The sequence below is a fragment of the Spirosoma spitsbergense DSM 19989 genome (genome assembly GCF_000374085.1).
GTDB classification, from domain to species: Bacteria; Bacteroidota; Bacteroidia; order Cytophagales; family Spirosomataceae; genus Spirosoma; species Spirosoma spitsbergense.
In genome coordinates this window covers 13775-36040 of sequence record NZ_KB893570.1, presented here as the reverse complement: position 1 = coordinate 36040, position 22266 = coordinate 13775, and the positions used below count along the sequence as shown (strand labels likewise).

At 45.3% G+C, this 22266-nt stretch carries 26 protein-coding genes; 19 read left to right on the top strand and 7 right to left on the bottom strand.

The features are described from left to right. Positions 1–6: 6 nt before the first annotated feature. The 17 genes from B157_RS0123475 to B157_RS0123400 all read left to right on the top strand — a co-directional run bounded on the left by B157_RS0123475 (position 7) and on the right by B157_RS0123400 (position 14000). A complete protein-coding gene (locus B157_RS0123475) occupies positions 7–612 on the top strand; it encodes a c-type cytochrome (RefSeq protein ID WP_026308919.1) in 606 nt (201 codons plus the stop codon). A gap of 78 nt (positions 613–690) precedes the next feature. Next, positions 691–1992 carry a hypothetical protein gene (locus B157_RS0123470; RefSeq protein WP_020605755.1) on the top strand — a complete coding sequence of 434 codons (1302 nt, stop codon included), beginning with the start codon at positions 691–693 and terminating at the stop codon, positions 1990–1992. Between the two features lie 18 nt (positions 1993–2010). Further along, positions 2011–3129: a cytochrome c oxidase subunit II gene (locus tag B157_RS0123465; protein ID WP_020605754.1), complete on the top strand. Its 1119-nt coding sequence runs from the start codon at positions 2011–2013 to the stop codon at positions 3127–3129. A gap of 36 nt (positions 3130–3165) precedes the next feature. Next, complete coding sequence (locus tag B157_RS0123460) at positions 3166–5049, top strand: cytochrome c oxidase subunit I (protein WP_020605753.1); 1884 nt, start codon at positions 3166–3168, stop codon at positions 5047–5049. After that, positions 5024–6046: a COX15/CtaA family protein gene (locus B157_RS0123455; protein WP_020605752.1), complete on the top strand. Its 1023-nt coding sequence runs from the start codon at positions 5024–5026 to the stop codon at positions 6044–6046. Before B157_RS0123460 ends, B157_RS0123455 begins: the two co-directional genes overlap by 26 nt. Before the next feature lies 1 nt (position 6047). Next, positions 6048–6926: a heme o synthase gene (gene cyoE, locus B157_RS0123450; RefSeq protein ID WP_020605751.1), complete on the top strand. Its 879-nt coding sequence runs from the start codon at positions 6048–6050 to the stop codon at positions 6924–6926. Between the two features lie 10 nt (positions 6927–6936). Beyond that, a complete protein-coding gene (locus tag B157_RS0123445; RefSeq protein ID WP_020605750.1) occupies positions 6937–7527 on the top strand; it encodes a cytochrome c oxidase subunit 3 in 591 nt (196 codons plus the stop codon). Between the two features lie 15 nt (positions 7528–7542). After that, positions 7543–8340 carry a cytochrome c oxidase subunit 3 gene (locus B157_RS0123440; RefSeq protein ID WP_020605749.1) on the top strand — a complete coding sequence of 266 codons (798 nt, stop codon included), beginning with the start codon at positions 7543–7545 and terminating at the stop codon, positions 8338–8340. A gap of 17 nt (positions 8341–8357) precedes the next feature. Continuing rightward, on the top strand, positions 8358–8681 hold the full coding sequence (locus B157_RS0123435; RefSeq protein ID WP_020605748.1) for a cytochrome C oxidase subunit IV family protein: 324 nt from the start codon (positions 8358–8360) through the stop codon (positions 8679–8681). Between the two features lie 4 nt (positions 8682–8685). Further along, the gene (locus B157_RS0123430) at positions 8686–9396 is read left to right on the top strand and encodes an SCO family protein (RefSeq protein ID WP_020605747.1); all 711 of its coding nucleotides are present in this window, start codon (positions 8686–8688) and stop codon (positions 9394–9396) included. 9 nt (positions 9397–9405) lie between these two features. Next, positions 9406–9948, top strand: coding sequence for a DUF420 domain-containing protein (locus tag B157_RS0123425; RefSeq protein WP_020605746.1), 543 nt, complete (start codon positions 9406–9408; stop codon positions 9946–9948). Between the two features lie 13 nt (positions 9949–9961). After that, a complete protein-coding gene (locus B157_RS39855) occupies positions 9962–10243 on the top strand; it encodes a hypothetical protein (protein WP_084761862.1) in 282 nt (93 codons plus the stop codon). Beyond that, on the top strand, positions 10188–10565 hold the full coding sequence (locus tag B157_RS0123420) for a DUF983 domain-containing protein (RefSeq protein ID WP_026308918.1): 378 nt from the start codon (positions 10188–10190) through the stop codon (positions 10563–10565). Before B157_RS39855 ends, B157_RS0123420 begins: the two co-directional genes overlap by 56 nt. Before the next feature lie 85 nt (positions 10566–10650). Next, positions 10651–11229, top strand: a complete 579-nt coding sequence (locus tag B157_RS0123415) for an RNA polymerase sigma factor (RefSeq protein ID WP_020605744.1) — start codon at positions 10651–10653, stop codon at positions 11227–11229. Between the two features lie 9 nt (positions 11230–11238). Then, positions 11239–12150: a hypothetical protein gene (locus B157_RS0123410; RefSeq protein ID WP_020605743.1), complete on the top strand. Its 912-nt coding sequence runs from the start codon at positions 11239–11241 to the stop codon at positions 12148–12150. Positions 12151–12179: 29 nt separating this feature from the next. After that, the gene (locus B157_RS0123405) at positions 12180–13163 is read left to right on the top strand and encodes an outer membrane beta-barrel protein (protein WP_245565228.1); all 984 of its coding nucleotides are present in this window, start codon (positions 12180–12182) and stop codon (positions 13161–13163) included. Between the two features lie 3 nt (positions 13164–13166). Next, positions 13167–14000 carry a Rossmann-fold NAD(P)-binding domain-containing protein gene (locus B157_RS0123400; protein WP_020605741.1) on the top strand — a complete coding sequence of 278 codons (834 nt, stop codon included), beginning with the start codon at positions 13167–13169 and terminating at the stop codon, positions 13998–14000. Here B157_RS0123400 and B157_RS0123395 read toward each other — a convergent pair. After that, a complete protein-coding gene (locus B157_RS0123395; protein WP_020605740.1) occupies positions 13986–15131 on the bottom strand; it encodes a glycosyltransferase family protein in 1146 nt (381 codons plus the stop codon). The two genes, B157_RS0123400 and B157_RS0123395, sit on opposite strands and share 15 nt — an antisense overlap. 21 nt (positions 15132–15152) lie before the next feature. Beyond that, positions 15153–15977 carry a UDP-2,3-diacylglucosamine diphosphatase gene (locus B157_RS0123390; protein ID WP_020605739.1) on the bottom strand — a complete coding sequence of 275 codons (825 nt, stop codon included), beginning with the start codon at positions 15975–15977 and terminating at the stop codon, positions 15153–15155. 112 nt (positions 15978–16089) lie between these two features. Between B157_RS0123390 and B157_RS0123385 the strand changes: the two genes are divergently transcribed. Next, complete coding sequence (locus tag B157_RS0123385; protein ID WP_020605738.1) at positions 16090–16722, top strand: acetyltransferase; 633 nt, start codon at positions 16090–16092, stop codon at positions 16720–16722. Between the two features lie 58 nt (positions 16723–16780). Here the strand turns inward: B157_RS0123385 and fcl are convergent, their stop codons facing one another. Beyond that, positions 16781–17722 (bottom strand): GDP-L-fucose synthase, encoded by a 942-nt coding sequence (fcl, locus tag B157_RS0123380; protein WP_020605737.1) that lies wholly within the window; start codon positions 17720–17722, stop codon positions 16781–16783. A 92-nt stretch (positions 17723–17814) separates the two neighbouring features. Beyond that, the gene (locus B157_RS0123375) at positions 17815–18051 is read right to left on the bottom strand and encodes a hypothetical protein (RefSeq protein ID WP_020605736.1); all 237 of its coding nucleotides are present in this window, start codon (positions 18049–18051) and stop codon (positions 17815–17817) included. On the opposite strand from B157_RS0123375, the gene B157_RS0123370 reads away from it, so the two are divergent. After that, positions 18050–18862, top strand: coding sequence for a toxin-antitoxin system YwqK family antitoxin (locus tag B157_RS0123370; protein ID WP_020605735.1), 813 nt, complete (start codon positions 18050–18052; stop codon positions 18860–18862). The two genes, B157_RS0123375 and B157_RS0123370, sit on opposite strands and share 2 nt — an antisense overlap. A gap of 23 nt (positions 18863–18885) precedes the next feature. Here the strand turns inward: B157_RS0123370 and B157_RS0123365 are convergent, their stop codons facing one another. The 3 genes from B157_RS0123365 to B157_RS0123355 form a co-directional block, all read right to left on the bottom strand. Continuing rightward, the gene (locus B157_RS0123365) at positions 18886–19689 is read right to left on the bottom strand and encodes a tetratricopeptide repeat protein (RefSeq protein ID WP_020605734.1); all 804 of its coding nucleotides are present in this window, start codon (positions 19687–19689) and stop codon (positions 18886–18888) included. Between the two features lie 75 nt (positions 19690–19764). Continuing rightward, positions 19765–21180: a DEAD/DEAH box helicase gene (locus B157_RS0123360; RefSeq protein WP_020605733.1), complete on the bottom strand. Its 1416-nt coding sequence runs from the start codon at positions 21178–21180 to the stop codon at positions 19765–19767. 106 nt (positions 21181–21286) lie between these two features. After that, on the bottom strand, positions 21287–22177 hold the full coding sequence (locus B157_RS0123355) for a fructosamine kinase family protein (RefSeq protein WP_020605732.1): 891 nt from the start codon (positions 22175–22177) through the stop codon (positions 21287–21289). Between the last annotated feature and the right edge of the window lie 89 nt (positions 22178–22266).

Sequence of the window (22266 nt, the reverse complement as noted above, 5' to 3'; positions counted from 1 at the left end):
ATGGGAATGATAACTAAACATACAGGCGTAACAATACTAGCATTGGTTGGATTGATGCTTGGGGGGACATCCTGTAAGAAAGGTCATAATAATACTGGCCTTGAATACGCCCCTCAGATGTATGACGCTATAGGCTATGAGCCTTATCGCCAGATTCGACCAAATTCAATAAATCCGGAAGGTTTAAATATGCGCCTTCCAGCTAAAGGAACAGTTGCACGCCCAAACTACCGCACAACATTTGGTGAGGGAGCGTTTGAAACGACCGACATGATGATGTACAATATTCCAGCGGATAGTATAGGCATTGCAGAGCGCGTATTAACTAACCCTATACCAGATTCTGAAAAAGCACTGGCGGAGGGGCAGGTCTTATATACCCGTTATTGCAGCCATTGTCATGGAGCTACTGGTAAAGGAGATGGTCCGGTTGCCAAGCAATATAAAGGCGTTCCTAACTACTCAACGGATGCTTATAAAACAATGAACGATGGGCATATTTTTCACGTGATTACGCATGGGAAAGGACGGATGTGGCCTCATGGTTCACAAATCACACCGGATGATCGGTGGAGGATTGTGCAGTATGTACATAAATTACAACAAGGATAAATTTAGTTTTTAGTTGAAGGTCTTCGATAGATACGTATCGAACCCAAACTGATAACCACTAACTGAAAACTGTTAAGAATGGCATCGGCTCACGCAATAGCTTCCTTAGACGAAGAATTTGAATTTACTGCAGAAACCAAGCGTCGGCTTTTAATTGGCATTGGCACTGGAGTTGCATTAGTAGCCATAGGGGCTTTCCTACTGGCGTCGGGTGTTGGTTCTCACGAAACGGCATCAGTTGCTCAGGAAGGTGGTGCCCACGAAGCGGGCCACCATGCCTATAAATGGACAAATCGCCTGTGGGCTAACGTTTGGTTAAACAGTGTATATTTCACAGGAGCATCCGTCATTGGTATGTTCTTCATGTCGTACAACTACTTGGCACAAGCAGGCTGGTCTGTTGCGTTCAAACGTGTTTCTGAGGCTTTACCGGCCTATCTTCCCATTATGGGTTTCGTTATGCTGGCAACATACTTTATTGCAGGACATGATTTGTTTCACTGGACAAATCCGGGCTTGTATGATAAAGCCAGCCCTGAATATGATCCAATTATTGCCGGAAAATCTGGGTTTCTGAATACGCCATTCTACTTGACCCGTATAATCCTATACTTTGCCTTGTGGTACGGCTTGTGGAGAATGCTTCGTAATTTCTCACTGCAGGAGGATTTACATGGTGGAACTGAGTATTATGAAAAAAGTGTAAAGTTTGGGACAGCTTTTTTGTTGGTTTTTGGTGTGACTTCGTCTACGTCGGCATGGGACTTTATCATGTCTATCGACACGCACTGGTTTAGTACCATGTTTGGTTGGTACACACTGGCAAGCTGGCACGTTACCGGGCTGGCAATAATCACTCTAACAGTAGTCACACTTAAAGAGCGGGGATACATGCAATGGGTAAATGAAAGTCATCTGCATGACCTCGGGAAGTTCATGTTTGCCTTCACTATTTTCTGGACTTACGTGTGGTTTGCACAATTTATGCTTATTTATTACGCTAACCTGCCAGAGGAAACTATTTACTATCGCGAACGCTTTACTGGTTATGGGGGGATTTACATGACTCCATTTTGGGTAAATCTATTCCTTTGTTTCGTTGCTCCTTTTTTGATTCTAATGACAAGAGATGCAAAGCGCACGTACAGTATTCTGAAGTTAGCTGCCTGGTGTATTATAATTGGTCATTACTTCGATTTTTACGTTAACATAATGCCGGGAACCGTAGGTGAGCATGCAGGGTTTGGGCCGATGGAATTTGGAATGATTTTGATTTTTGCCTGTGGTTTTATCTGGACAATTTATTCCCAATTGGCAAAAGCTAATTTGGTCCCGAGAAATCACCCGATGCTGGAAGAAAGCCTGCATCATGATATTTAACAATAACCGTAAAAGACAATGGTTTATATAGTCGCACTGTTATCGATAATATTTCTGGGCCTTGCTGCACTAGTAGTCTCCAGAATGGCTAAGGTGGTCAAAAATGCGAGTGGTCCCGTTGAAGACGGCCAGATTGGTATGAGTAACAAAATCAATGGGACGCTATTTCTGGCATTCTTTATAGTAGGTCTGATTGGAGCTGTCTGGTCCTTTTTGTATGCGAAGCAGTTCTTTTTACCTGAAGCGTCATCACCGCATGGCCGTCATACAGACTTTTTATTCTGGCTAGGCATGAGCATAATAACCATCGCTTTTGTTGTGACAAATGCTTTGCTATTTGGTTTTGCCTGGCGTTATCAGCACAAGGAAGGACGTAAAGCCTCTTATTATCCAGAAAACCACAAACTGGAATTAATCTGGACCGTTATTCCTGCGGTGATAATGGCCTTGTTAGTCTTTACAGGATGGAGGGCATGGCGTGATATTATGGCTGAGGCTCCGGAAAACGCTCAAGTGTTTGAGATAGTTGGAAAGCAGTTTAACTGGATTGTTCGTTATCCAGGTGTTGACAACAACAAACTGGGAGCGTTTAACTACAAGCTTATCGACAACAACAACGATACGGGTATCGATTACGCCGATGAAGCATCATTCGATGATTTCACCTCGACGTCTGAATTGCATATTCCTGCTAATAAACCAATCTTGTTGAAGATCCGTGCCCGTGATGTATTGCACAGCGTGTTTATCCCACACTTACGGGTAAAGATGGATGCTGTTCCCGGTATGCCGACTCGTTTTCAGTTCACTGCTGATAAGACAACGGATGAAATGCGGAATCTCACCGGCAATCCAGACTTTACGTACGAAATTGCTTGTACGGAAGTATGCGGACAGGGACACTTTTCGATGCGAATTCGGTTGATAGTGGAAGATGAGGCATCATGGCTTGCCTGGTGTAAAGAGCAAAAGCCGCTACTAACCTCAACACCCGAATTGGCAGCCCGTATTCCGTCAAACTTAAAAGCAAAGGCAGCTAAGTATTTGCCTGCTGATGCAGTATCAGCCCCTTCTGATAGTGTTACGGCCTCTGTGCTCAAAGGTGGAGTGACAGTTGCAAGTTCAACACTTCGTTAATTTTTTAAATCGTACACATCACAACAACAAAATACTATGTCGACTGTAACAACTAACTCGGCAACCGTGGCTCATGCAGTAGAGCAGGACCACCATGAACCGCAAAGTTTTTGGCGTACATACATTTTCTCGGAAGATCACAAGACTATCGCCAAACAGTATCTGATTTCGGGTATTTTTTGGTCTATAATTGGCATTGGTATGTCGGTTGTATTCCGTCTTCAGTTGGGTTTTCCCGGTATGAAGTTAGAATTCCTGCGACCAATTTTGGGTTCCTGGATCAATGAAACGGGTAAGCTTGATCCCAATTTTTACCTCGCTCTGGTAACAATGCACGGAACAATCATGGTTTTCTTTGTATTGACTGCCGGTTTAAGTGGTACGTTTTCCAACTTCCTTATTCCATTACAGATTGGCGCACGGGACATGGCTTCGGGATTTCTAAACATGTTATCGTATTGGTTCTTTTTCCTGGCCAGCGTTATCATGTTTTCGTCAATTTTCATTGAGACCGGCCCTGCTGCGGGTGGATGGGTAATTTACCCACCACTTAGTGCGCTACCACAAGCGCACAAAGGCTCAGAGTTGGGGATGACCTTGTGGTTGATTAGTATGGCTCTCTTCATTGTATCGCAACTTTTAGGGGGTATCAACTACATTACAACCGTAATTAACCTGCGGACACGTGGAATGTCTTTTAGCAAACTGCCTCTTACAATCTGGGCATTTTTGCTGACGGCTATACTAGGGTTGATTTCATTTCCTGTGTTATTATCAGCAGCGTTACTACTGATTTTTGACCGTAGCTTCGGGACAAGTTTTTACCTATCAGAGATTTATATTAAAGGAGAGGCATTGCCTAACGTAGGCGGTAGCCCAATTTTGTTCCAGCACTTGTTCTGGTTCCTGGGGCACCCTGAAGTGTATATTGTGTTGCTGCCTGCTTTGGGCATGACTTCCGAAATTATTGCAACTAATTCCAGAAAGCCAATTTTTGGTTATCGGGCAATGATTGCATCCATGATGGGAATTGCATTTCTGGCCTTTATCGTATGGGCTCACCACATGTTCGTAACGGGAATGAATCCATTTCTCGGTTCGATATTTATGTTTCTGACGTTGATTATTGCTGTTCCATCAGCTGTAAAAGCGTTTAACTACATTACAACACTCTGGCGAGGTAATATTCGGTTCACTCCAGCCATGCTGTTCTCTATAGGACTGGTATCGTTCTTTATATCAGGTGGTTTGACAGGTATTATTCTGGGTAACTCGGCCCTTGATATCCAATTGCACGATACTTATTTTGTGGTGGCCCACTTCCACTTAGTAATGGGAGCTGCTTCGGCTTTTGGTTTACTGGCAGGCGTATACCATTGGTTCCCCAAGATGTTTGGTAAATTGATGGATGAAAAACTGGGATACATTCACTTTTGGTTAACATTTATTGGAATATACTTGGTGTTTTTCCCGATGCACTATATTGGTATAGCAGGTTTCCCACGTCGTTACTATGCGTTTACAAGCTATGACTTCACGAAGAATATCTTCGCCGACATGAATAGCTTCATTAGTCTTGCGGCCATTTTTACTTTCACAGCCCAATGGATATTCATTTATAATTTTGTGAATAGTCTTATTAGAGGTAAGAAATCGCCACAGAATCCGTGGAAATCAAACACGCTCGAGTGGACAGCTCCAATAAATCCCGGGCATGGTAACTGGCCAGGTGAAATTCCTGCTGTTTATCGTTGGCCTTATGATTACAGCAAGCCTGGAGCTAAGGATGACTTCATTCCTCAGAATGTACCTTATTCACAAACACCAGAATCTAATTTGCCTCATGAGAATGAGCTGATTGGTCTGGAAAAAGAAATAGAGGCCCAAAATTTGAATGACCAATTCAGCCAGCCTCATTGATAAGCGAGAACAGCGATTCCAGAGTTTGGTGTTTCTAACAATAGTTTTAGTTTATCTGCTTATACTAGCAGGTGGCATTGTTAGAGCAACAGGCTCTGGAATGGGTTGTCCAGATTGGCCAAAGTGCTTCGGACGTTGGGTTCCGCCCACGGAGTTTTCACAATTACCGCCAAACTACCGGGAAATTTACGGAGTCAAACTCAAAGGCGAAGTTGAATTCAACGCCGTAAAAACCTGGATAGAGTATGCTAATCGTTTGTTAGGCGTATTGGTTGGTTTTTTCGTTTTCGGCACCTTGCTGGCATCTTTAACCTATTGGCAAAAGAAAAGATCCATCGTTTGGGCTAGTGTAGCAGCCTTTGTACTTGTCGGGGCCAATGGATGGCTCGGTTCCCGTGTGGTGGCTACCGAGTTGGCGCAGTACATGATAACCGCTCACCTATCCCTAGCTATTTTAGTTGTATTTGCACTTCTATTCGCCCTAGTATGTTCAAGAGGTAATTATTACTTACCCGTAGTAGGTCAAAGCAGCAGACGGAACGGAATGCGCTGGTTACTGATTGGGGTAATTGGTTTAACCCTTACACAGTTACTATTAGGTACTCAGGTAAGAGGAGCGCTCGATGCTGTAATAAAACAAGTTGGTTATTCACAACGTGAAAACTGGATTAGCCAAATAGGTCTGGAATTTTATATCCATCGCTCTTTCTCCCTGGTAATTTTAGCGGTCAATCTTTTGTTAATTTACCAACTACGGAAAAATGATAGAGTTGGTTGGTTTAAGTGGATACCAGGCGTTTTGCTTTTGTTTATCGTGCTGGAAATCTTAACCGGCGTAATAATGGCTTATTTTGGTGTGCCAGCGCTGCTACAGCCTATCCATTTATTACTGTCTATTGGTGTTATCGGACTACAATTTGTGACCGTGTTATTGTGGAAGGAAGCTGGAGTGGATATTGAACGAGTACCGGATAAATCCCGGTTAGTAAAAATATAGCATGCAAAAATTAATAGCATTAACTGATATAAGCGATAAAATCAGGGCATACATTGAACTGATAAAACTGAAACTGACACTTGCGGTAGTATTCTCTGGGGTATTTGGCTATTGCTTAGCTGTTGATCAGGTCAACTGGTGGAAAATAGTCGCGCTGGTTATTGCTTCGATTAGTATTACGGGGGCCGCAAACATTATTAACCAGATTATTGAAAAGGATTCGGACAAAGTAATGAAACGGACTGCAGTTCGTCCATTACCTACCGGGCGGCTTTCCGCACAGGAAGCGGCAATATTTGCCTTTGTTCTGTTTGGTATCAGCTGTTTTCTGTTCGTAGAAGTATTCAATGTCCGGGCTGCTGCATTAGCTGTATTGTCATTACTCCTTTATGGGTTTGTTTATACTCCCCTCAAACGTAAAGGCCAGATTGCCGTATTTGTTGGCGCATTGCCTGGTGCTTTCCCCCCCATGATTGGCTGGGTTGCTGCAACGAATCATTTCGGCTGGGCACCTGGAATTCTATTTGCCATCCAATTCTTCTGGCAATTTCCTCATTTCTGGGCAATAGGATGGTTGGCATTTGACGAGTACAAGAAAGCAGGCATTCAAATGATGCCGGGTGAAGGAAAAACAACCGAAACTGCTTTCAGAATAATGATTTATACGCTCTTTCTGATTCCAGTAGGCTGGTTGCCATACTTACTTGGAATGACAGGCATAAATTCAGCCTTAGTAGCTATGATTGGCGGAATCTTGTTTCTGGCTCAAACGTTTCACTTAATGAGAACCTGTACCGACAAGGCGGCTCTGCAAATGATGTTTGGATCGTTGCTCTACCTGCCCCTGGTACAGATTGTTTATCTTTTCGATAAAGTATAACAACAGAACCATGAGCGAAGTAATTAGTGAAATTTCAGTAATAGAAGAGCCGCAGGAGACGCTCTCGATGAATCCCCGGAAGTTTATCCTCTGGTTATTCATCGTGAGTATCATCATGCTGTTTGCGGCAATGACTAGTGCGTATCTGGTACGGAGAGCGGAGGGGAACTGGTTGGAATACGATATTCCATCAATTTTTACATACAGTTCCGTTGTGCTGGTATTAAGTAGCATTACGATGCATTGGGCGTACATAGCAGCAAAAAAAGATAAGTTCGGCACCCTGAAGACAGCGATAACTATTACTTTTGTGCTGGGAGTGATTTTTCTATACATGCAGTTTCAGGGCTGGATAGATTTGGTCAACCAAAATGTATTCTTTGTCGGAAATCCAGCCGGGTCATTCATGTATATTTTCACCGGATTACATGGATTTCACCTGATATCAGGACTGGTTGTATTACTGGTGGCATTGATAGCTTGTTTTAGATTGCGAATACATGCTAAAAGCCTGAATCAGATTGAAATTGCAGTTGCATACTGGCATTTTTTAGACATTTTGTGGTTGTATTTGTTTTTCTTTTTAGTCTATTTTCATTGATAATTTCTTAGACGCATGGCGGCTACTGTAACCCACGATACCCTGACCACTGAGTCGGACCAAGTGTTCGATAAAAAAACCTGGATGGGCGGTGTCGAACCCATGAAAGTGAGCTACGGCAAACTGATGATGTGGTTCTTCCTTATTTCCGACACATTTACGTTTTCGGCTTTGCTGGTTACGTACGGGTTGATTCGGTATAGTTATCCGGCCTGGGATCCAGCTGTTTTTGGTGAAGTATTCAAGTTTTCGAACTTGTACTGGCCAACGCCTGAAATGGTCTATTCCTCTCTCCCTTTTCTGCATGGAGTGAATGCTCCGCTGATTTTCGTCGGTATAATGACGTTTATCCTCATCTTCAGCAGTGTTACCATGGTATTAGCTGTTGAAGCAGGACACCGGATGGATCAAGCCGATGTGGAAAAATACATGCTGTGGACAATATTGGGCGGGTTAGCTTTCCTCGGTAGTCAGGCTTGGGAATGGTCGCACTTTATTCATGGTACCGAAACGGGCACGACGATTACAGAGATTATTAATGGGCAGAATGTACAACGTACTATTTTTGGTGCTAATCTCGTAGAAAACCAATATGGCCCACCTGCCTTTGCTGATCTATTTTTCTTTATCACCGGCTTTCACGGAACGCACGTGTTTAGTGGCGTCATTTTGAACATTCTGATTTTTTACCGGTCAGCAACGGGTTTGTATCAAAAACGGGGTCATTACGAAATGGTTGAGAAAGTAGGTCTTTACTGGCACTTTGTTGATCTCGTTTGGGTATTTGTATTTACGTTCTTCTATCTGGTTTGATATAATTTTTTATACTGATGACTGATCACACACACGGAACCCACGAAGTTGGCGAAATTCCACCCGCTAATACAGGTGCTATATGGCGTACATTCTGGATTTTGCTAGGTATTACTGTAGTTGAATTTACGCTTGCTTATCTGATGAAATCTGGTGGTCTCAGGACCTCATTCTTCGTCATCATGACGCTGGTTAAAGCCTTCTACATTGTTGGTGAATTTATGCACCTTAAGCATGAGGTGAAGAGTCTGATTTGGGCAATTGTTATACCAATAGCATTCATAATCTGGCTGCTGACAGCACTCCTACTGGAAGGCGGCTCAATTTTTCAGTTAAGATAAAATTATGAAGGTTTTTAGGAAAGCCGGAATCCTGCTCGCTACGCTGCTGGTTCCGGCTTTGCTGTATCTTTTTCTACGGTATGGCACACAAAATCATTATGTGCTATCCCGCTATTTACCCAAAATAGATTCAGTCAGAGGTGAACCGTTGATGGGGAAAGTCCGCTTGCCCGATGGTAGCATAATGACCGACACTATCTATAATCACATTCCGCCCTTTCAGCTCATCGATCAGGATGGTGATACGGTAAACCAATCGATTGTAAAAGGTAAAATTTACGTAGCTGATTTCTTCTTTACTCGCTGTACCACCATCTGCCCCCGCATTTCGTCGCAGCTTACCAGGGTACAGGATATATTTATAAACAATCCAAATATCGTTTTTCTATCACACACGGTTGATCCAGCGCATGACCGCCCGGAACAGCTAAAAGCCTATGCCCGGAAATACGAAGCCATACCCGGTAAATGGTATTTTTTGACGGGTACTAAATCCCAAATTTACGATTTGGCCATGCACGGCTATTATTTACCAACGGTTGATGCTGGCTTGAAGGAAGGTAATCCCGACGAAACTTTTATTCACAGCGAAAAGTTGGTATTAGTAGATAAGGAAGGTATTGTGCGTGGATTTTATGATGGCACAGACAAAGAGGATGTTGACAAATTAGTGCTCGAAATCAGGGTTTTACTTGACATTTACAGCAAAGAATAAGTAATCGGTATGGAAGTATTGCAACCAGTTCAGGAGCAGAAAGCGAACCGGATTATCAATATCCTGGCCCTCGCAATTCCTATTGCGGTGGCAGTCTTATTGAGCCTTCGCCAAAAAGTTGATCTGGGCAGTTGGACAACGTACTTACCGCACATCAATGGCGTTCTCAATTCCATTACATCTGTCCTGTTACTGACTGGGCTATATTTCATTAAGCAAAAGAAGGTAGAGGCTCACAAACGTACAATGCTAATGGCATTTACGCTTGGGTCGCTTTTCCTGGTTAGTTACGTGCTATACCACCTGACTAATGAGTCAACAGCTTATGGTGGGCAGGGTTGGATTCGTCCCGTGTATTATTTTCTACTGGTGTCGCATATTGTGCTATCAGTTGTTGTTGTATGGTTTGTTTTGAGAGCTGTCTATTTTGCATTGAGTGGTCAAATTTCCAGGCATAAACAAACCGTGAAGTATGCTTTTCCAATCTGGCTTTACGTTAGTACTACGGGGGTAATTGTGTATTTGATGATTAAGCCTTATTACATTCATTAATCTGATTTAAGAGATGAGAAGTTGGAAAGTGTGGGTATTGATAATCTGCCTATTGGCACTTACTCCGGACCTAATGGCCCAATGTGCTATGTGTAGGGGAACTGTAGAGAGTACAGTAAGCAATGGCCGGAGTGGAGTAGCATCGAATCTTAATCTAGGTATTTTATATTTATTTGTGGCTCCCTATCTCATTGTTGCCACTATTGGCTACCTGTGGTATCGGAATAGCAAACAGGAGCATGGAAGACGTCTCGAAATTGCAGGCCGCGTTAAACGGGCTATGTCCCAGATGTAGAAAAGGGAAAATATTTAAAAGCCCGTTCTATTCCTTGAGGAAATTTGACGACATGTATGAACTCTGTCCACATTGTGGACTGCGTTACGAAGTTGAGCCAGGTTACTTTATTGGGGCTATGTATGTAAGTTATGCCGTTTCGGGGGGCGTGGCCCTAGTTTTAGGCTTTCTGCTATTTTATCTGGGCAATGATCCACAAGGCTGGGTGTATGCAGCAATTATTGCACCGGTTATGGTACTGATTGCTCCAATCAATTTTCGAATATCACGCGTTGTCTGGTTGCATTATGTGGCAGGTATCAATTACGTAAAAGGGCTTTAAAGCCCTTTTTTTATGTGAATATTTTTTTTCGCTCATGCAACCTCGGCCCTGTTAACTTGCATCTTGCTAGTGAACCTGAACAGTTATGCTTCGACTTATCCCTTTTTTTTCGACTGAAGCCCAGTTGATAGCTGCCGTGAAGCGGGGAGAAAGCCGTGCTCATAAAGTTCTTTACGAACGATTTGCGGGCAAGATGCTGGCCGTTTGTACTCGTTACTGTGCTAATAGAGACGATGCCGAGGAGGTCATGCTGGATGGCTTTATGCGCGTTTTTGAGAAGATTCAACAGTTTCGGGAAGATGGCAGTTTTGAGGGCTGGATAAGACGGGTTATGGTGACAGAGTCACTAATGTTTCTGCGGAAGAATAAACAATGGCGGCAGGAAATACCTATTGAAGAAATCCAGATAGAGCCAGATTATGCCTGGGCAGATACGTCACTAAATGAGAATGATCTATTACGGATTGTCAATCAACTGCCCGATGGATACCGAACAGTGTTTAATCTCTACGCGATTGAGGGGTACAATCATGCAGAAATTGCCGATATGCTGGGAATTTCGGAGGGAACATCAAAATCCCAACTGAGCCGGGCAAGACTGTTATTGCAGGCTAACTTAAAGAAAATAGAAAAGGACCCTATCCTACAACGGCGGGCCAGTTAAACCGATACGATGAAAAAACAGGAAGAGAATCAGCCGATTGATGAGTTGTTTGCCCGCAAACTGGGCAACGCATCATTATCGCCCAGCCCTGACGGTTTTGAGCGGTTGCAGGCACGAATGAGCAAGGTAAAACCAGAAGCACGCGTTGTAATCTGGCCTAACATAACCATACAGCGATACATGGCAATCGCTGCCTGTCTGCTATTAGTCTGCCTGTTTGGCTGGTTGTATTTACAGTCTAATTCAGAGTCGCTAGAGAAGGGGGAGCAGGTAGCTACCAGCGTTAGTAAACCACAAAAGCCAGTGACGGACCAGAACGGAAATTCAGTAAATAAAAGTATAATGGAGGAAAAGTCTGATGGACAACAGGTTCAGGTAGAGTTAGAAAATCATTTAGCTACCGCTAATAAGCCTGTAGAGCTTCCACAGAAGAGTAAGTCGTCAGCTAATACCTACGTTCAATTAGGGCAAAGGAGAAATAAGGCGACCTCTGCGTCCGAAAACGAGCAATCTGTTCTGGTTCAAATACCACAGCGTGAGGATAAGGCTGAATTGACCGATATGAGGCTGTCAGATTTAAAAACCACTAATTCGGTCGATACGAACACAGATCGACTAGCCGAGAATACGGTAAAACCTGCTTCTCCGGTCGAACGTGTGTTAACGGTAACAATTGAAGAACCCGCATCACTGGTTGCCGCTCAGCAGATCGCCAAAAAAGAACGTATTGCTGTAGTTACCAATGAGGAAAAGCCTGAAAAAGAAGCCAAAAGTGGCAACCTATGGCAACAGGTCAGACGAATCAAACAGGGTGAAGTATTTGCCCGGCACGACAATCCCAGCAATGAGGACCAGGGTTTACTGGGCCGTGCTTATAGCGGACTGAAACAAAGTTTTGAAAAAGATAAATCCGAAAAATGATGAATAGGCTGTTTACCACCATAGCCACGATGACTGCACTGCTGTTGATGGTTGTCACGTCAGGGGTTAACGCAGCACCCGTAAGCCCGACAGACTCATTGGTGATTCGATTTGCTAATCGTACCCGACTAGTCATCTATGCGCCAGATAAAGCAGGTATTCAGGCATTGTCGAATTACGATCTGAATAAAATCGTTCGGGAAATGGGAATGAAACTCGATTCCGTGCCGGGTGGTCAAACGGCCATTTCGCAGGATGGGGAACGTTTCCTGAAAGATACCGTACTGGTCTTGACACAAAAGAAAGATGGATTCACTATTGTCATCAACAGCAAAGACGATACCATCAGAACAAAGCCAGCAGGGCAGGATAGCAGCAACCGGGCCTACACACAGGCAAAACGCCGGAGACGGGATAAGAGCAGTTTTGATTATGGCATAAGCATTGGCCTGAATAACTTCATTCAGCAATCGGACAATCCTACATACCCGGCATTAAGCCCTTTTGGCTCCCGATACATTGCTTTATCTGTGGGTGCCATGCCTACCATCATTCGGGGTAAACACGCGTCCTTGAAGCTCTATTATGGTGTTGAGGTAGCCTGGAATAATTTTATGTTCGAGGGGAATAATGTGGTTGAAAAGGGACCCGTTGCCGTTGCTTTTCCCGATGCAGGCCGTGATTTACAAAAAAGCAAATTAACTGTATGTACTATCGGGGTTCCGGTGGTTCCACGCGTTACATTCTACAACAGTGATGGTCGGAAAGTAGGCCATATAGGTGTAGGAGGCTATGCCAATTACCGACTTGATAGTTATCGGAAAATAAAAGAAGCCGATGGTAGCAAAGATCGACGGCATTCGGATTACTACCTCAACAATTTCCGGTATGGTGTTATGGCACACATTGGGATTCAAAGTCTGAATTTTTTCGTGAAATATGACCTGAATCCTCTTTTTCAGCTCGACAAAGGACCGGATGTCCGCACACTCACGTTTGGAATTGGTTTCTAATTCATGGCAGATACAACCGTTTCCATCATTGGATTAGGCTGGCTTGGACTGCCACTGGCAAAACAGCTACAGTTAACTGGTAATAAAGTTAAGGGTAGTGCTACCAGCTCCGGCAAAGTTTTTGATTTGAATCAGGCAGGTATTGAAGCCTATCAACTACAGTTGAATCCAGCCCCCGTAGGTGATTTAAATAGTTTATTAGATGCCGATACACTTGTCATCAACGTACCTCCCAAAGCGGGTAAGTTTGGTGAAGGTTTTCATCCGCAACAAATACAGCAACTAACGGAGGCCATCAATGTGTCGGATATAAAGCACATTATCTATGTTAGTTCAACGTCGGTTTATCCGGAATTGAATCGGGTTGTTGTTGAAGATGACGTAACAACACCCGGGCAATCGGCTGCGCCTGCGCTGGTTCAGGCTGAACATCTTGTGCTGGCACTAGCACAAAAAAAGGCTGTCACGGTACTGCGCTGCGGTGGTTTAATGGGGTACGACCGTATTCCGGGTAAGTACATTGCTGGAAAAACAATAAGCAGTGGCGATGTGCCCGTTAATTATCTACATCAGGATGACGCGGTGGGTATTTTGCTCACATTAATTCAGCAACGCCTTGAAGGAGTATTCAATGCTGTAGCCCCTGAGCATCCGCTTCGGAGGGACATCTACCAAAAAAGCTGTGCGGATTTCGATTACCAATTACCAACGTTTGAGCAACCCGATCACCCCGTTCCATATAAGGTTGTCAGTGTCGAAAAACTGCTTCAAGTCACACAATACACATTTAGTTATCCTGACCCGTTACAGTTCTTCTACCAACTAGGAACGAAGTAGATGACGCATACGAGTCGAGAAGAATCCACCCGATGAGCTACTTGACGACGCAGCCGCCCGATTAATAGCCGCCAGGAACATAAAGTGCCCTTGTCCATGCCAGGCCCGGAAGCGTTCACTTAGGTGCGTGTCATAGTTGGGAAGGTAAGCCAGGAGTTGATCCAGATCGAATCGGTCAGCGGCCGTTCCAACCCCGGCACGCTGCCCGTCGATGGCATTACAGGCCTGTTCAAAGTGGTTCGGTTGTGGTATCATAAGGGCAGGCTTACCCAGATAAGCCGCTTCACAAACCGACTCAAACCCGGCCGTTGTAACAATAGCTTTACACCGCGCCATAAACTCCAGAAAACGCTGGCCATCGATAGCGTGAAAACTCAGAGTATCATCAATAATCTGATCCGGTACGCTCACCCCCGAATGAAAGCCATCCATCCGAATCTCCGGGTGTTGCTCGTGTGCATTGAGCAGTTCTGTTTTCAGGCCAGGCTGCGTAACATAAGCCAGTAACAAATCTCCTGCCGACGGTTTTATTTCGGTGACCTCTCTCCGGAGTAGGGGTGGTACGATACGAACACGTTTTTTAAGTGCATCAGGTTGTTTATCGAACGATAAGGCCAAAAGCTCATGTGCACCAAAACAGGTTAACAGCGTGTTGAACTTAAAAGCCTGCCGATAAAACCATTGTCCTTTGGGCCGCTGAAAATCGGGGTGAAAGGCCATGTACTGGTGGGCAATACATAGCATAGGTACCGATGGGCGGAGTAGGGCATACGTCATCCCGCCCAGCATTTCGTAGAAATTGACCACCACATCGGGTCGGTGTCTGTCAATAATGGCCCGTACCTGCTTCAGACTTCGCCAAAAGGGCCGGATAGTCCGAATTGCCCGTAGGGTTGTTTTAGTGGGTTCCAGTGCGTTGGTTCCTGCGTTGTACACTAAACCAGGGCTGAAGATGGGAATAACCGGAGCCGTGAACTTTTCACTGAAAAAAGTAGGAATGTTGCGCTCGGCCGTCACGCCAACGATAGCACCGGTAACTTCATGGCCTGCCGTTTGTAAAATTTGGGACAGCGACAGCGCTTGTGTTAAATGCCCCCGACCTTCACCTTGTACCAGAAATAGAATACGCATAACAAGAAGGGTTTTATGAGCCTAAACCGGGACTGCGTTATCAATAATTTGTTTGGTAGTATCGACTGGTTTTTCCGTAATGCCCGTTTCATTGTCCGTTAAATCAGGCGTGTAGTAAAGCAGGCTCCAGTTACCTTCATGGTCTTCGACTAAGGCACTTAACGACTCTACCCAATCGCCCGAATTCATGTAAATGATACCATCAAGGGTGTGAATGGCAGGTTGATGGATATGCCCGCAAATGATGCCGTCGCAATGGCGGGCACGGGCCAATTCAGTTAGCTTTTGTTCATAATCAGAGATATAACTGACGGCCTTTTTTATGCGGGATTTTACCTGTTGCGAGAGGGAGTAATATGGTAAGCCGCGCCAGCTACGGTAGTTGTTATAAAATTTATTGACCCAAAGCAGAAACGTGTAGCCCATATCTCCCAGGTAAGCCAGCCATTTCATTTGTGAAGTAATCGAGTCAAAAACGTCGCCGTGCGTGACGTAGAATTTCTTAGTGCCGGAAGTCAGGGTATAATCTTTACGTATAGAAAAATTCTTGCCTACTTTAAGGGGCATTATCTGGTCAAGAAAATCGTCGTGATTACCCCGTAGGTAAATAACTTTCGTGTCATGACGAACGATTTGCTTCAAAACTGTTTTAAAAAAGGCAGTATGCTTTTTCTTCCAGGTGCCATATTGCTTTAATTGCCAGCCATCGACTATATCACCGTTGAGAATCAGTTTCTGACACGAGTAGTAGCGTAAAAACTCAGTAGCTTCTTTCGCTTTCGATCCGGCTGTACCGAGGTGTATATCAGAAAGTACTATCGTCCGGAATTGCGTGTTTAATTGCATAGGCGAAAATACAGGCTGATTGTAACGTAAGATTTATTTAAATGTTACCAAATTGACAAGGTTATAGCGCTAAGGAAGCACTTGTTCATATTGACTTAATAAACCACTCTACATGGAAAATCCAGTGCTCATTTTCGGAGCAGGAAGTTTAGGCTTGACGGCTTTAGACCTGTTTCAACGCAATAGTGTTGTTGTTTACGGTCTGTTAGATGACAATAAAGAATTACATGGCCAGGAGTTTGGCGCTGTATCGGTGCTGGGCGAAACGGATGATGATGGTTTCCTGAAGCTGGTTGGGAATAAATGCGAAGCATTCGTTGCCATTGGGGATACCCGTGTCCGTAAACGTCTGGTCAAACTACTGAACGAACGGCGCAAAGTACAGCCGGTCAATGCGATTCATGATACCGCAACCGTTTCGACACTAGCCGTGATTGGGCATGGCAACTTAGTAGCCGCCCGGGCAGTTATTAATCCTTTTGCTGAGGTAGGACAGCACTGCATCATTCAGGCCGGGGCTATCATTGAAAGCCGGGCAAAAGTGAGTGACTACGTTATGGTTGGAACCGGAAGTATACTAAATAGTGATGCCGTAGTAGAAGAAGGGGCTTTTATTGGAACGGGCGTAACTGTAATAGCCGGCGTTAAAATCGGCAAAAATGCCCGTATCGGAGCAGGATCCGTAGTAGTAGAAGACGTAATAGCCGGGGCCACCGTTTTTGGTAACCCGGCAAAGAAAATGTAGCGAACAGGCCACTGTTGCAATACCACGATTCCTAAATTAGCAGGAGTCGCAGAGTGCTTTACTCAATGTAAAGCACTTCGTTTGCCAGAAAATCCTGATAGGTCATCTCAAGGCCCTGCCGCAGTTCTGTTCTGTGTTTCCAGCCCATTTCGTGCAGACGGGACACATCCATAAGCTTACGTGGGGTTCCGTCAGGTTTTTCTGTGTTCCAGCGTAGTTCGCCTTCAAAGCCAACAATATCCTTTATCAACTCGGCTGCTTCACGAATGGTCACATCTTCACCCGTACCGATGTTGACGAAAAGCTCATCGTTATAATTTTCCATCAGGAAGAAACACGCATCGGCAAGGTCATCGGCATGCAGGAACTCGCGCATGGGCGAACCAGTACCCCATACCTCAACGGTTGGCTCATCATTTACCTTAGCCTCATGAAACTTTCTGATGAGAGCGGGTAACACGTGAGATCCCTGTAGGTTATAGTTATCATTCGGTCCGTACAAGTTGGTAGGCATGGCCGAAATAAAGTTACACCCGTACTGACTTCGATAAGCGTCGCACAGTTTGATTCCCGTAATTTTAGCGATGGCGTACGGCTCGTTGGTCGATTCAAGATAACCACTCAGGAGGTACTCTTCTTTTAATGGCTGAGGAGCCAGTTTTGGGTAAATACAGGAGGAGCCAAGGAACAACAACTTCTTAACGCCTGTTTTGTAGGCACTATGAATAATATTTGACTCAATCATCAGGTTATCGTACAGAAATTCGGCACGATAGGTGTTATTGGCTAAAATACCCCCAACTTTAGCAGCGGCCAGAAAAACATAGTCCGGATTTTCCTGATCGAAGAAATCAGTAACTGCCGCCTGATTTCGTAAATCTAACTCCGATGATGTACGGGTAATAATAGTAGTGTAACCTTCATCCTGAAGCTTACGAACGATAGCTGAGCCGACCATCCCCCGGTGTCCGGCAACATAAATACGAGCCTGTTTTTCCACGAAAATTGAACCTAAGCTTAGCCGCCTGAAAGCCAGACGGATGAATGGATAAAATAATAGGGCTTTTTACAGCGTTGCAAACTTAACAAACTTCAGGCATCAAACAGTTCTATAGCCATGTTTGCTTTTGTATACAAATTAACTTCTTTATTGACATTAACGACACTGTTAGTGTCAGTGCGTGCACAAACGGTTCCCTTGCCATCGGCTCCGGCATCGCTTACTACGGCATCAAAGCCCGTTTTAGCCCCTTCTGGCGCACCTGCTTCACCTTTGTCCGGCTTCTCCTCTGTGCCGTCGTCACTAACAACGCTTGGTCTGCCAACCATGTCATCCCTGAAAAAGCAAAAAGATGATTATGTAGCGGGTATCATGCCAGATTTGGGTCTGAAAGTAAAACAACTCAAAAAGCAGAAGGCCGACCGGAAGTCTAAAAACAAACTGTCGAAAACGGAATATGAAGGCTTATCGATGGTGAAGGCATACACCAAGTTTGGTAGTGGCGACAGAACTATTGTAGAGGAATTTTATGTACTGCGCGACAACGATGCAACCAAGCCACTGACTTACGTTCGGGATATTGTTCGCTACTACCAGCGCTCGGGTCGGGTAACCAGTTCCATTGTTCGGAATGAGGGTGCGGGTTTATTGCTTCACGGGCCGTACAAACGCTATCAGAACGGCGATTTACTGGAAGAGGGGTACTACTATGCCGGCATGAAAGACGGCCGCTGGGAGAAGTATGACGCTAATTTTATGCTGCTCGATAAAGCCTATTGGCATCAGGGCGTTCCGGCCGAATCGAGACTATCATACTATGACTCAACGCACCGAAAGGTTAAGGAAGTCTTACCTATAGAGTATGGCAAACTAAATGGCACCTACATGGCTTTTCATGAAAATGGTTTGGTGGCCGAAGAGGGTAAGTATGACAATGGAGTAAAAGTAGGGCGGTGGACTGAGTTCTACCCCATAAACCCAAGCGGTCGGCGGATGCGCCGGAAGCTCATGCAGTACCCGGCTAATCAGTGGGATACTGAGTTTGACCCTTACACGATTACTGAATGGGACGAGAAAGGGAAAGTAACATACCAGCGATCGAAGGAAAAGGTTGTTGAAGAAGAAGAAACGGAGAATTAAGAGTATGGTTTCTCTTTCCTATTTCACTTAAATACTCCTTGGGGATCAGGCTGCTTGGCTAGCAACTCATTCAAATACCCTATATCGAGGGAAGAAAGATCGAGGGTACGGGCCTGGTGGTAGTACTCCCAGGCTCTGCCATAATTGGCTTTTAGATAATAAATAACCGACAATTTTTGATAGGATGGAGCGGAGGGATTTACCGCTATCGCCCGTTGTAAATGGTTCTCTGCCTGAGCCAACAGCTCATCGTCTGGCTTCTGCTGGTATTGTTTAATCTCCACAGTAGCTAAATCTGTCAATAATACCGTGTTGCTATCATCAACGGCTAGTCCTTTGCGCATCATGCGTATGGCATTGGGTAACTGGTCTTTCTGATAGCAAACTACACCCAGTCCCCAATAAGCATCCACGTTTTTGTGATTGAGTAACCAGGATAGATTGAAGCGGTGAGCCGCCGTATCCAACTGCCCATCGGCAATATAGTCCCAGCCACGAGCAGCAAAGAAGTTACTGGCTTCGGGGCGGCTGGCGAAGTTCCGGTCACAGTCGTTCAGGAAGTGAATGTCTGCATCAATCTGGGCAGTCGTTTTAGCCCGTTCGCCAAAAAGAGGCAGGGTATTGATAGCACCTCCTTCAGTTTCCAATCCGGCAACCGGAGCGGTTTCCGTTGATTGGGCAACTGATTCCGAACGATCACGGCTGGCGTTTGACTGCCGAACCGTATCGCCCGAACGAGCCGATATGATGAACTCCTTTGTTTGCGCGGCCGACAAAAGCGGTAACGCAACTAAAGCCCACTGTATCAGTTTTATGCGAACGCTCATAGAAAGGAAGTACTGCATGCGGTTTGTCTCCCGATACAACGAAAGGGGAATCCAAGTTAGTACATTACCGGCAAATTACCGCCTGCCGCCCCGTTTTGATCCGCCCGTTTTGCCCTTTGCCGAACCAGGAGTTCTGCGGTCCGGTTTACCCGATTTTTGCCCTGCGGTGCGTGGAGTTGACTTCGTACCCGCAGTAGCACCTGACCGGTCACTGGAGCGTACTTTAGGGCCATGTGCGTTCTTTGCCTTTTTTTCGTGAAAGGCGCCTAAAAAATCTGGATTTTCTTTCCGGCGTTGCTCATCAATTTCCCGGAGCATGGCCTGCTGCTCGTCAAAAGGGGTTTCGGTAACCACTACGCCAGCGGGTAAGGGGTGACGCGGGATGGTCATACGAATGATCTTTTCAATTTTCTGTACGTGATATTCCTCCGCCGTTGTCAGAAACGTTATCGCTTCGCCCGTATGCATGGCGCGGCCAGTCCGGCCAATCCGGTGTACGTAGTCTTCATAAATCAGGGGTAAATCGAAGTTGATAACGTGGCTGACTTCGGCTACATCGATGCCCCGTGCGGCCACGTCTGTAGCAACCAGTACCTGCACATTGCCTTCCTTAAAGGCCTCCATCGCGTTGATACGGGTATTCTGACCCTTGTTGGCATGGATGACCCGCACCTTGTCGGGTTCAACAACTTTACGGATCAGGAACTTGTAAATGTTCTCGGCGGTACCTTTCGTACGGGCAAAAATGATAACCCGGTGAAAAGCGTCGTTCGTGATTAACGTGTCCAATAAATTGATTTTGGTCCGAAAGTTCGGTACCTCATACATGATTTGATTAACCATGTCGGCAGTGGATGCCTGAGGGGTTGCCTCTATTTTTATAGGGGCTTCCAGAAATTCGCCCGAGAGTCGTTCTACGCGTCCACCAAAGGTGGCTGAGAAGAGCAGATTCTGACGCTTGGTTGGAATCACCTCCAGAATAGACCGGATTTGCGGCATAAAGCCCATATCCATCATCTTGTCGGCTTCGTCGAGCACCATGGTCTTAATCTCTTTCGTCACGATCTCGCCAAGGCGATATAGGTCCATGAAGCGGCCGGGGGTAGCGACGATCAAATCGACGCCTTTCCGCAGTGTCTCAATCTGGGTTTTGGGGCCTAACCCCCCAAAAAGGGCCAGGTGCCGCAAATCAGTATATTTCCCCAGTTCGCTGACGGCCTGGTTTATTTGCATGACCAGTTCCCGCGTTGGCGCCAGAATCAGTGCCCGTGGGTTTTGCCCCTGTGCATACTTTATTTTCATGAGCAACGGCAAAAGATAAGCCGCCGTTTTACCGGTACCCGTCTGGGCAATGCCCAGTACGTCGTGGTTTCCCAGACTCAGCGGAATGGTTTGTTGCTGAATGGGTGTTGGCTCGCTATAACCCAGGTCAGCCACCGCGTTTAAGAGTTGCCGGTTCAGGTCGAATTGCTCGAAAGAATTAATTTCCATAGAAGAAAGTAGTCGTAGAAGTTGCAAATCGTAAACGTCATAAGCGGCCGACGCTGGTTAACAGCACCATTCGTCAGTCATTAACTTTCACGATTTACAACTATTTTCAGAACCGTTTTAACACCTGTTCTACGCCACTAACGTAACCGGACCCAAACAGATTCACATGAACCAGTAGCGGATAGAGGTTATAGATAGCTATCCGCTCCTCGAAACCGCTCTTGAGTGGAGATGCCTCATTATAAGCGTTATAGAAGTGAGTGTCAAATCCGGCAAACAATTTGGTAAAGGCGAGTTCAGCCTCCCGAAATCCATAATAAACCGCAGGGTCGATCAGGGCGGGCTGATTTTGTTGGGTAGGCAGGACATTGCCAGACCATAAATCGCCGTGAAGTAGCGCGGGCTTTTCATTTGGCAACAGCTCAGGTAATCGGTCGCGCAGACGGAAAAGGGCGTCGTAGGATTTTTTAGGCAACAAACCTTCATAAAGTGCCATGCCGGCCTGAGGCAACAGGCGATAGTCGAAAAAGAAATCGTACCCATCGGTTGTCAACGTATTGGTTTGTGGTAAGGAACCAACGTAGTTATTGAACCGTAAACCAAATTCCTGTTGTGTATTTGTGTGCAATTGCGCCAGTTGCCTACCGAGCGTTTCCCAGTAGGTTTTATTGGGAAAACCACCCTCAATGAATTCCAGAATCAAATAGGATTTGCCCAGATGCCGGTCGTACCCAATGACCTGTGGAATGTAAAAGGTATTCGTCTGACGTAACAGAGACAGTCCTTCAACCTCCGTTTCGTACATATCGGGCGAGACATCCTGTTCGAGTTGATTCCACTTTATGAAGAAAACGCCCGCAGAAGAAGATACCTGCGCGGAAGTATTAATATTGCCACCGGACACGAACTGCATGTCGCTGATAGTAACCGAATGGCCCAATGCCGAAAACAGAATGCTTTCAAAAAACGTGAACTGCTCATCGCCCCAGAAATTCATATACGGTTTTAGATTTTTTTACTTTGCTGTTTGGCGTTTGTGCCGGCGCGACTTACTGACCAACGTAAAAACGAGCCAGTGAACGCTAA

What these genes read in the sequence shown, in the direction of transcription:
- cyoE (WP_020605751.1), top strand. Translation starts at nt 6,048, where the DNA reads ATGCAAAAATTAATAGCATTAACTGATATAAGCGATAAAATCAGGGCA.
- B157_RS0123470 (WP_020605755.1), top strand. Translation starts at nt 691, where the DNA reads ATGGCATCGGCTCACGCAATAGCTTCCTTAGACGAAGAATTTGAATTT.
- B157_RS0123410 (WP_020605743.1), top strand. Translation starts at nt 11,239, where the DNA reads ATGAAAAAACAGGAAGAGAATCAGCCGATTGATGAGTTGTTTGCCCGC.
- B157_RS0123375 (WP_020605736.1), bottom strand. Translation starts at nt 18,051, where the DNA reads ATGGTTGGCAGACCAAGCGTTGTTAGTGACGACGGCACAGAGGAGAAG.
- B157_RS0123425 (WP_020605746.1), top strand. Translation starts at nt 9,406, where the DNA reads ATGGAAGTATTGCAACCAGTTCAGGAGCAGAAAGCGAACCGGATTATC.
- B157_RS0123370 (WP_020605735.1), top strand. Translation starts at nt 18,050, where the DNA reads ATGTCATCCCTGAAAAAGCAAAAAGATGATTATGTAGCGGGTATCATG.
- B157_RS0123475 (WP_026308919.1), top strand. Translation starts at nt 7, where the DNA reads ATGATAACTAAACATACAGGCGTAACAATACTAGCATTGGTTGGATTG.
- B157_RS0123400 (WP_020605741.1), top strand. Translation starts at nt 13,167, where the DNA reads ATGGCAGATACAACCGTTTCCATCATTGGATTAGGCTGGCTTGGACTG.
- B157_RS0123405 (WP_245565228.1), top strand. Translation starts at nt 12,180, where the DNA reads ATGACTGCACTGCTGTTGATGGTTGTCACGTCAGGGGTTAACGCAGCA.
- B157_RS0123430 (WP_020605747.1), top strand. Translation starts at nt 8,686, where the DNA reads ATGAAGGTTTTTAGGAAAGCCGGAATCCTGCTCGCTACGCTGCTGGTT.
- B157_RS0123365 (WP_020605734.1), bottom strand. Translation starts at nt 19,689, where the DNA reads ATGAGCGTTCGCATAAAACTGATACAGTGGGCTTTAGTTGCGTTACCG.
- B157_RS0123415 (WP_020605744.1), top strand. Translation starts at nt 10,651, where the DNA reads ATGCTTCGACTTATCCCTTTTTTTTCGACTGAAGCCCAGTTGATAGCT.
- B157_RS0123420 (WP_026308918.1), top strand. Translation starts at nt 10,188, where the DNA reads ATGGAAGACGTCTCGAAATTGCAGGCCGCGTTAAACGGGCTATGTCCC.
- B157_RS0123465 (WP_020605754.1), top strand. Translation starts at nt 2,011, where the DNA reads ATGGTTTATATAGTCGCACTGTTATCGATAATATTTCTGGGCCTTGCT.
- B157_RS0123360 (WP_020605733.1), bottom strand. Translation starts at nt 21,180, where the DNA reads ATGGAAATTAATTCTTTCGAGCAATTCGACCTGAACCGGCAACTCTTA.
- B157_RS0123455 (WP_020605752.1), top strand. Translation starts at nt 5,024, where the DNA reads ATGACCAATTCAGCCAGCCTCATTGATAAGCGAGAACAGCGATTCCAG.
- B157_RS0123355 (WP_020605732.1), bottom strand. Translation starts at nt 22,177, where the DNA reads ATGAATTTCTGGGGCGATGAGCAGTTCACGTTTTTTGAAAGCATTCTG.
- B157_RS0123395 (WP_020605740.1), bottom strand. Translation starts at nt 15,131, where the DNA reads ATGCGTATTCTATTTCTGGTACAAGGTGAAGGTCGGGGGCATTTAACA.
- B157_RS0123460 (WP_020605753.1), top strand. Translation starts at nt 3,166, where the DNA reads ATGTCGACTGTAACAACTAACTCGGCAACCGTGGCTCATGCAGTAGAG.
- B157_RS0123390 (WP_020605739.1), bottom strand. Translation starts at nt 15,977, where the DNA reads ATGCAATTAAACACGCAATTCCGGACGATAGTACTTTCTGATATACAC.
- B157_RS0123385 (WP_020605738.1), top strand. Translation starts at nt 16,090, where the DNA reads ATGGAAAATCCAGTGCTCATTTTCGGAGCAGGAAGTTTAGGCTTGACG.
- B157_RS0123435 (WP_020605748.1), top strand. Translation starts at nt 8,358, where the DNA reads ATGACTGATCACACACACGGAACCCACGAAGTTGGCGAAATTCCACCC.
- B157_RS39855 (WP_084761862.1), top strand. Translation starts at nt 9,962, where the DNA reads ATGAGAAGTTGGAAAGTGTGGGTATTGATAATCTGCCTATTGGCACTT.
- B157_RS0123440 (WP_020605749.1), top strand. Translation starts at nt 7,543, where the DNA reads ATGGCGGCTACTGTAACCCACGATACCCTGACCACTGAGTCGGACCAA.
- B157_RS0123445 (WP_020605750.1), top strand. Translation starts at nt 6,937, where the DNA reads ATGAGCGAAGTAATTAGTGAAATTTCAGTAATAGAAGAGCCGCAGGAG.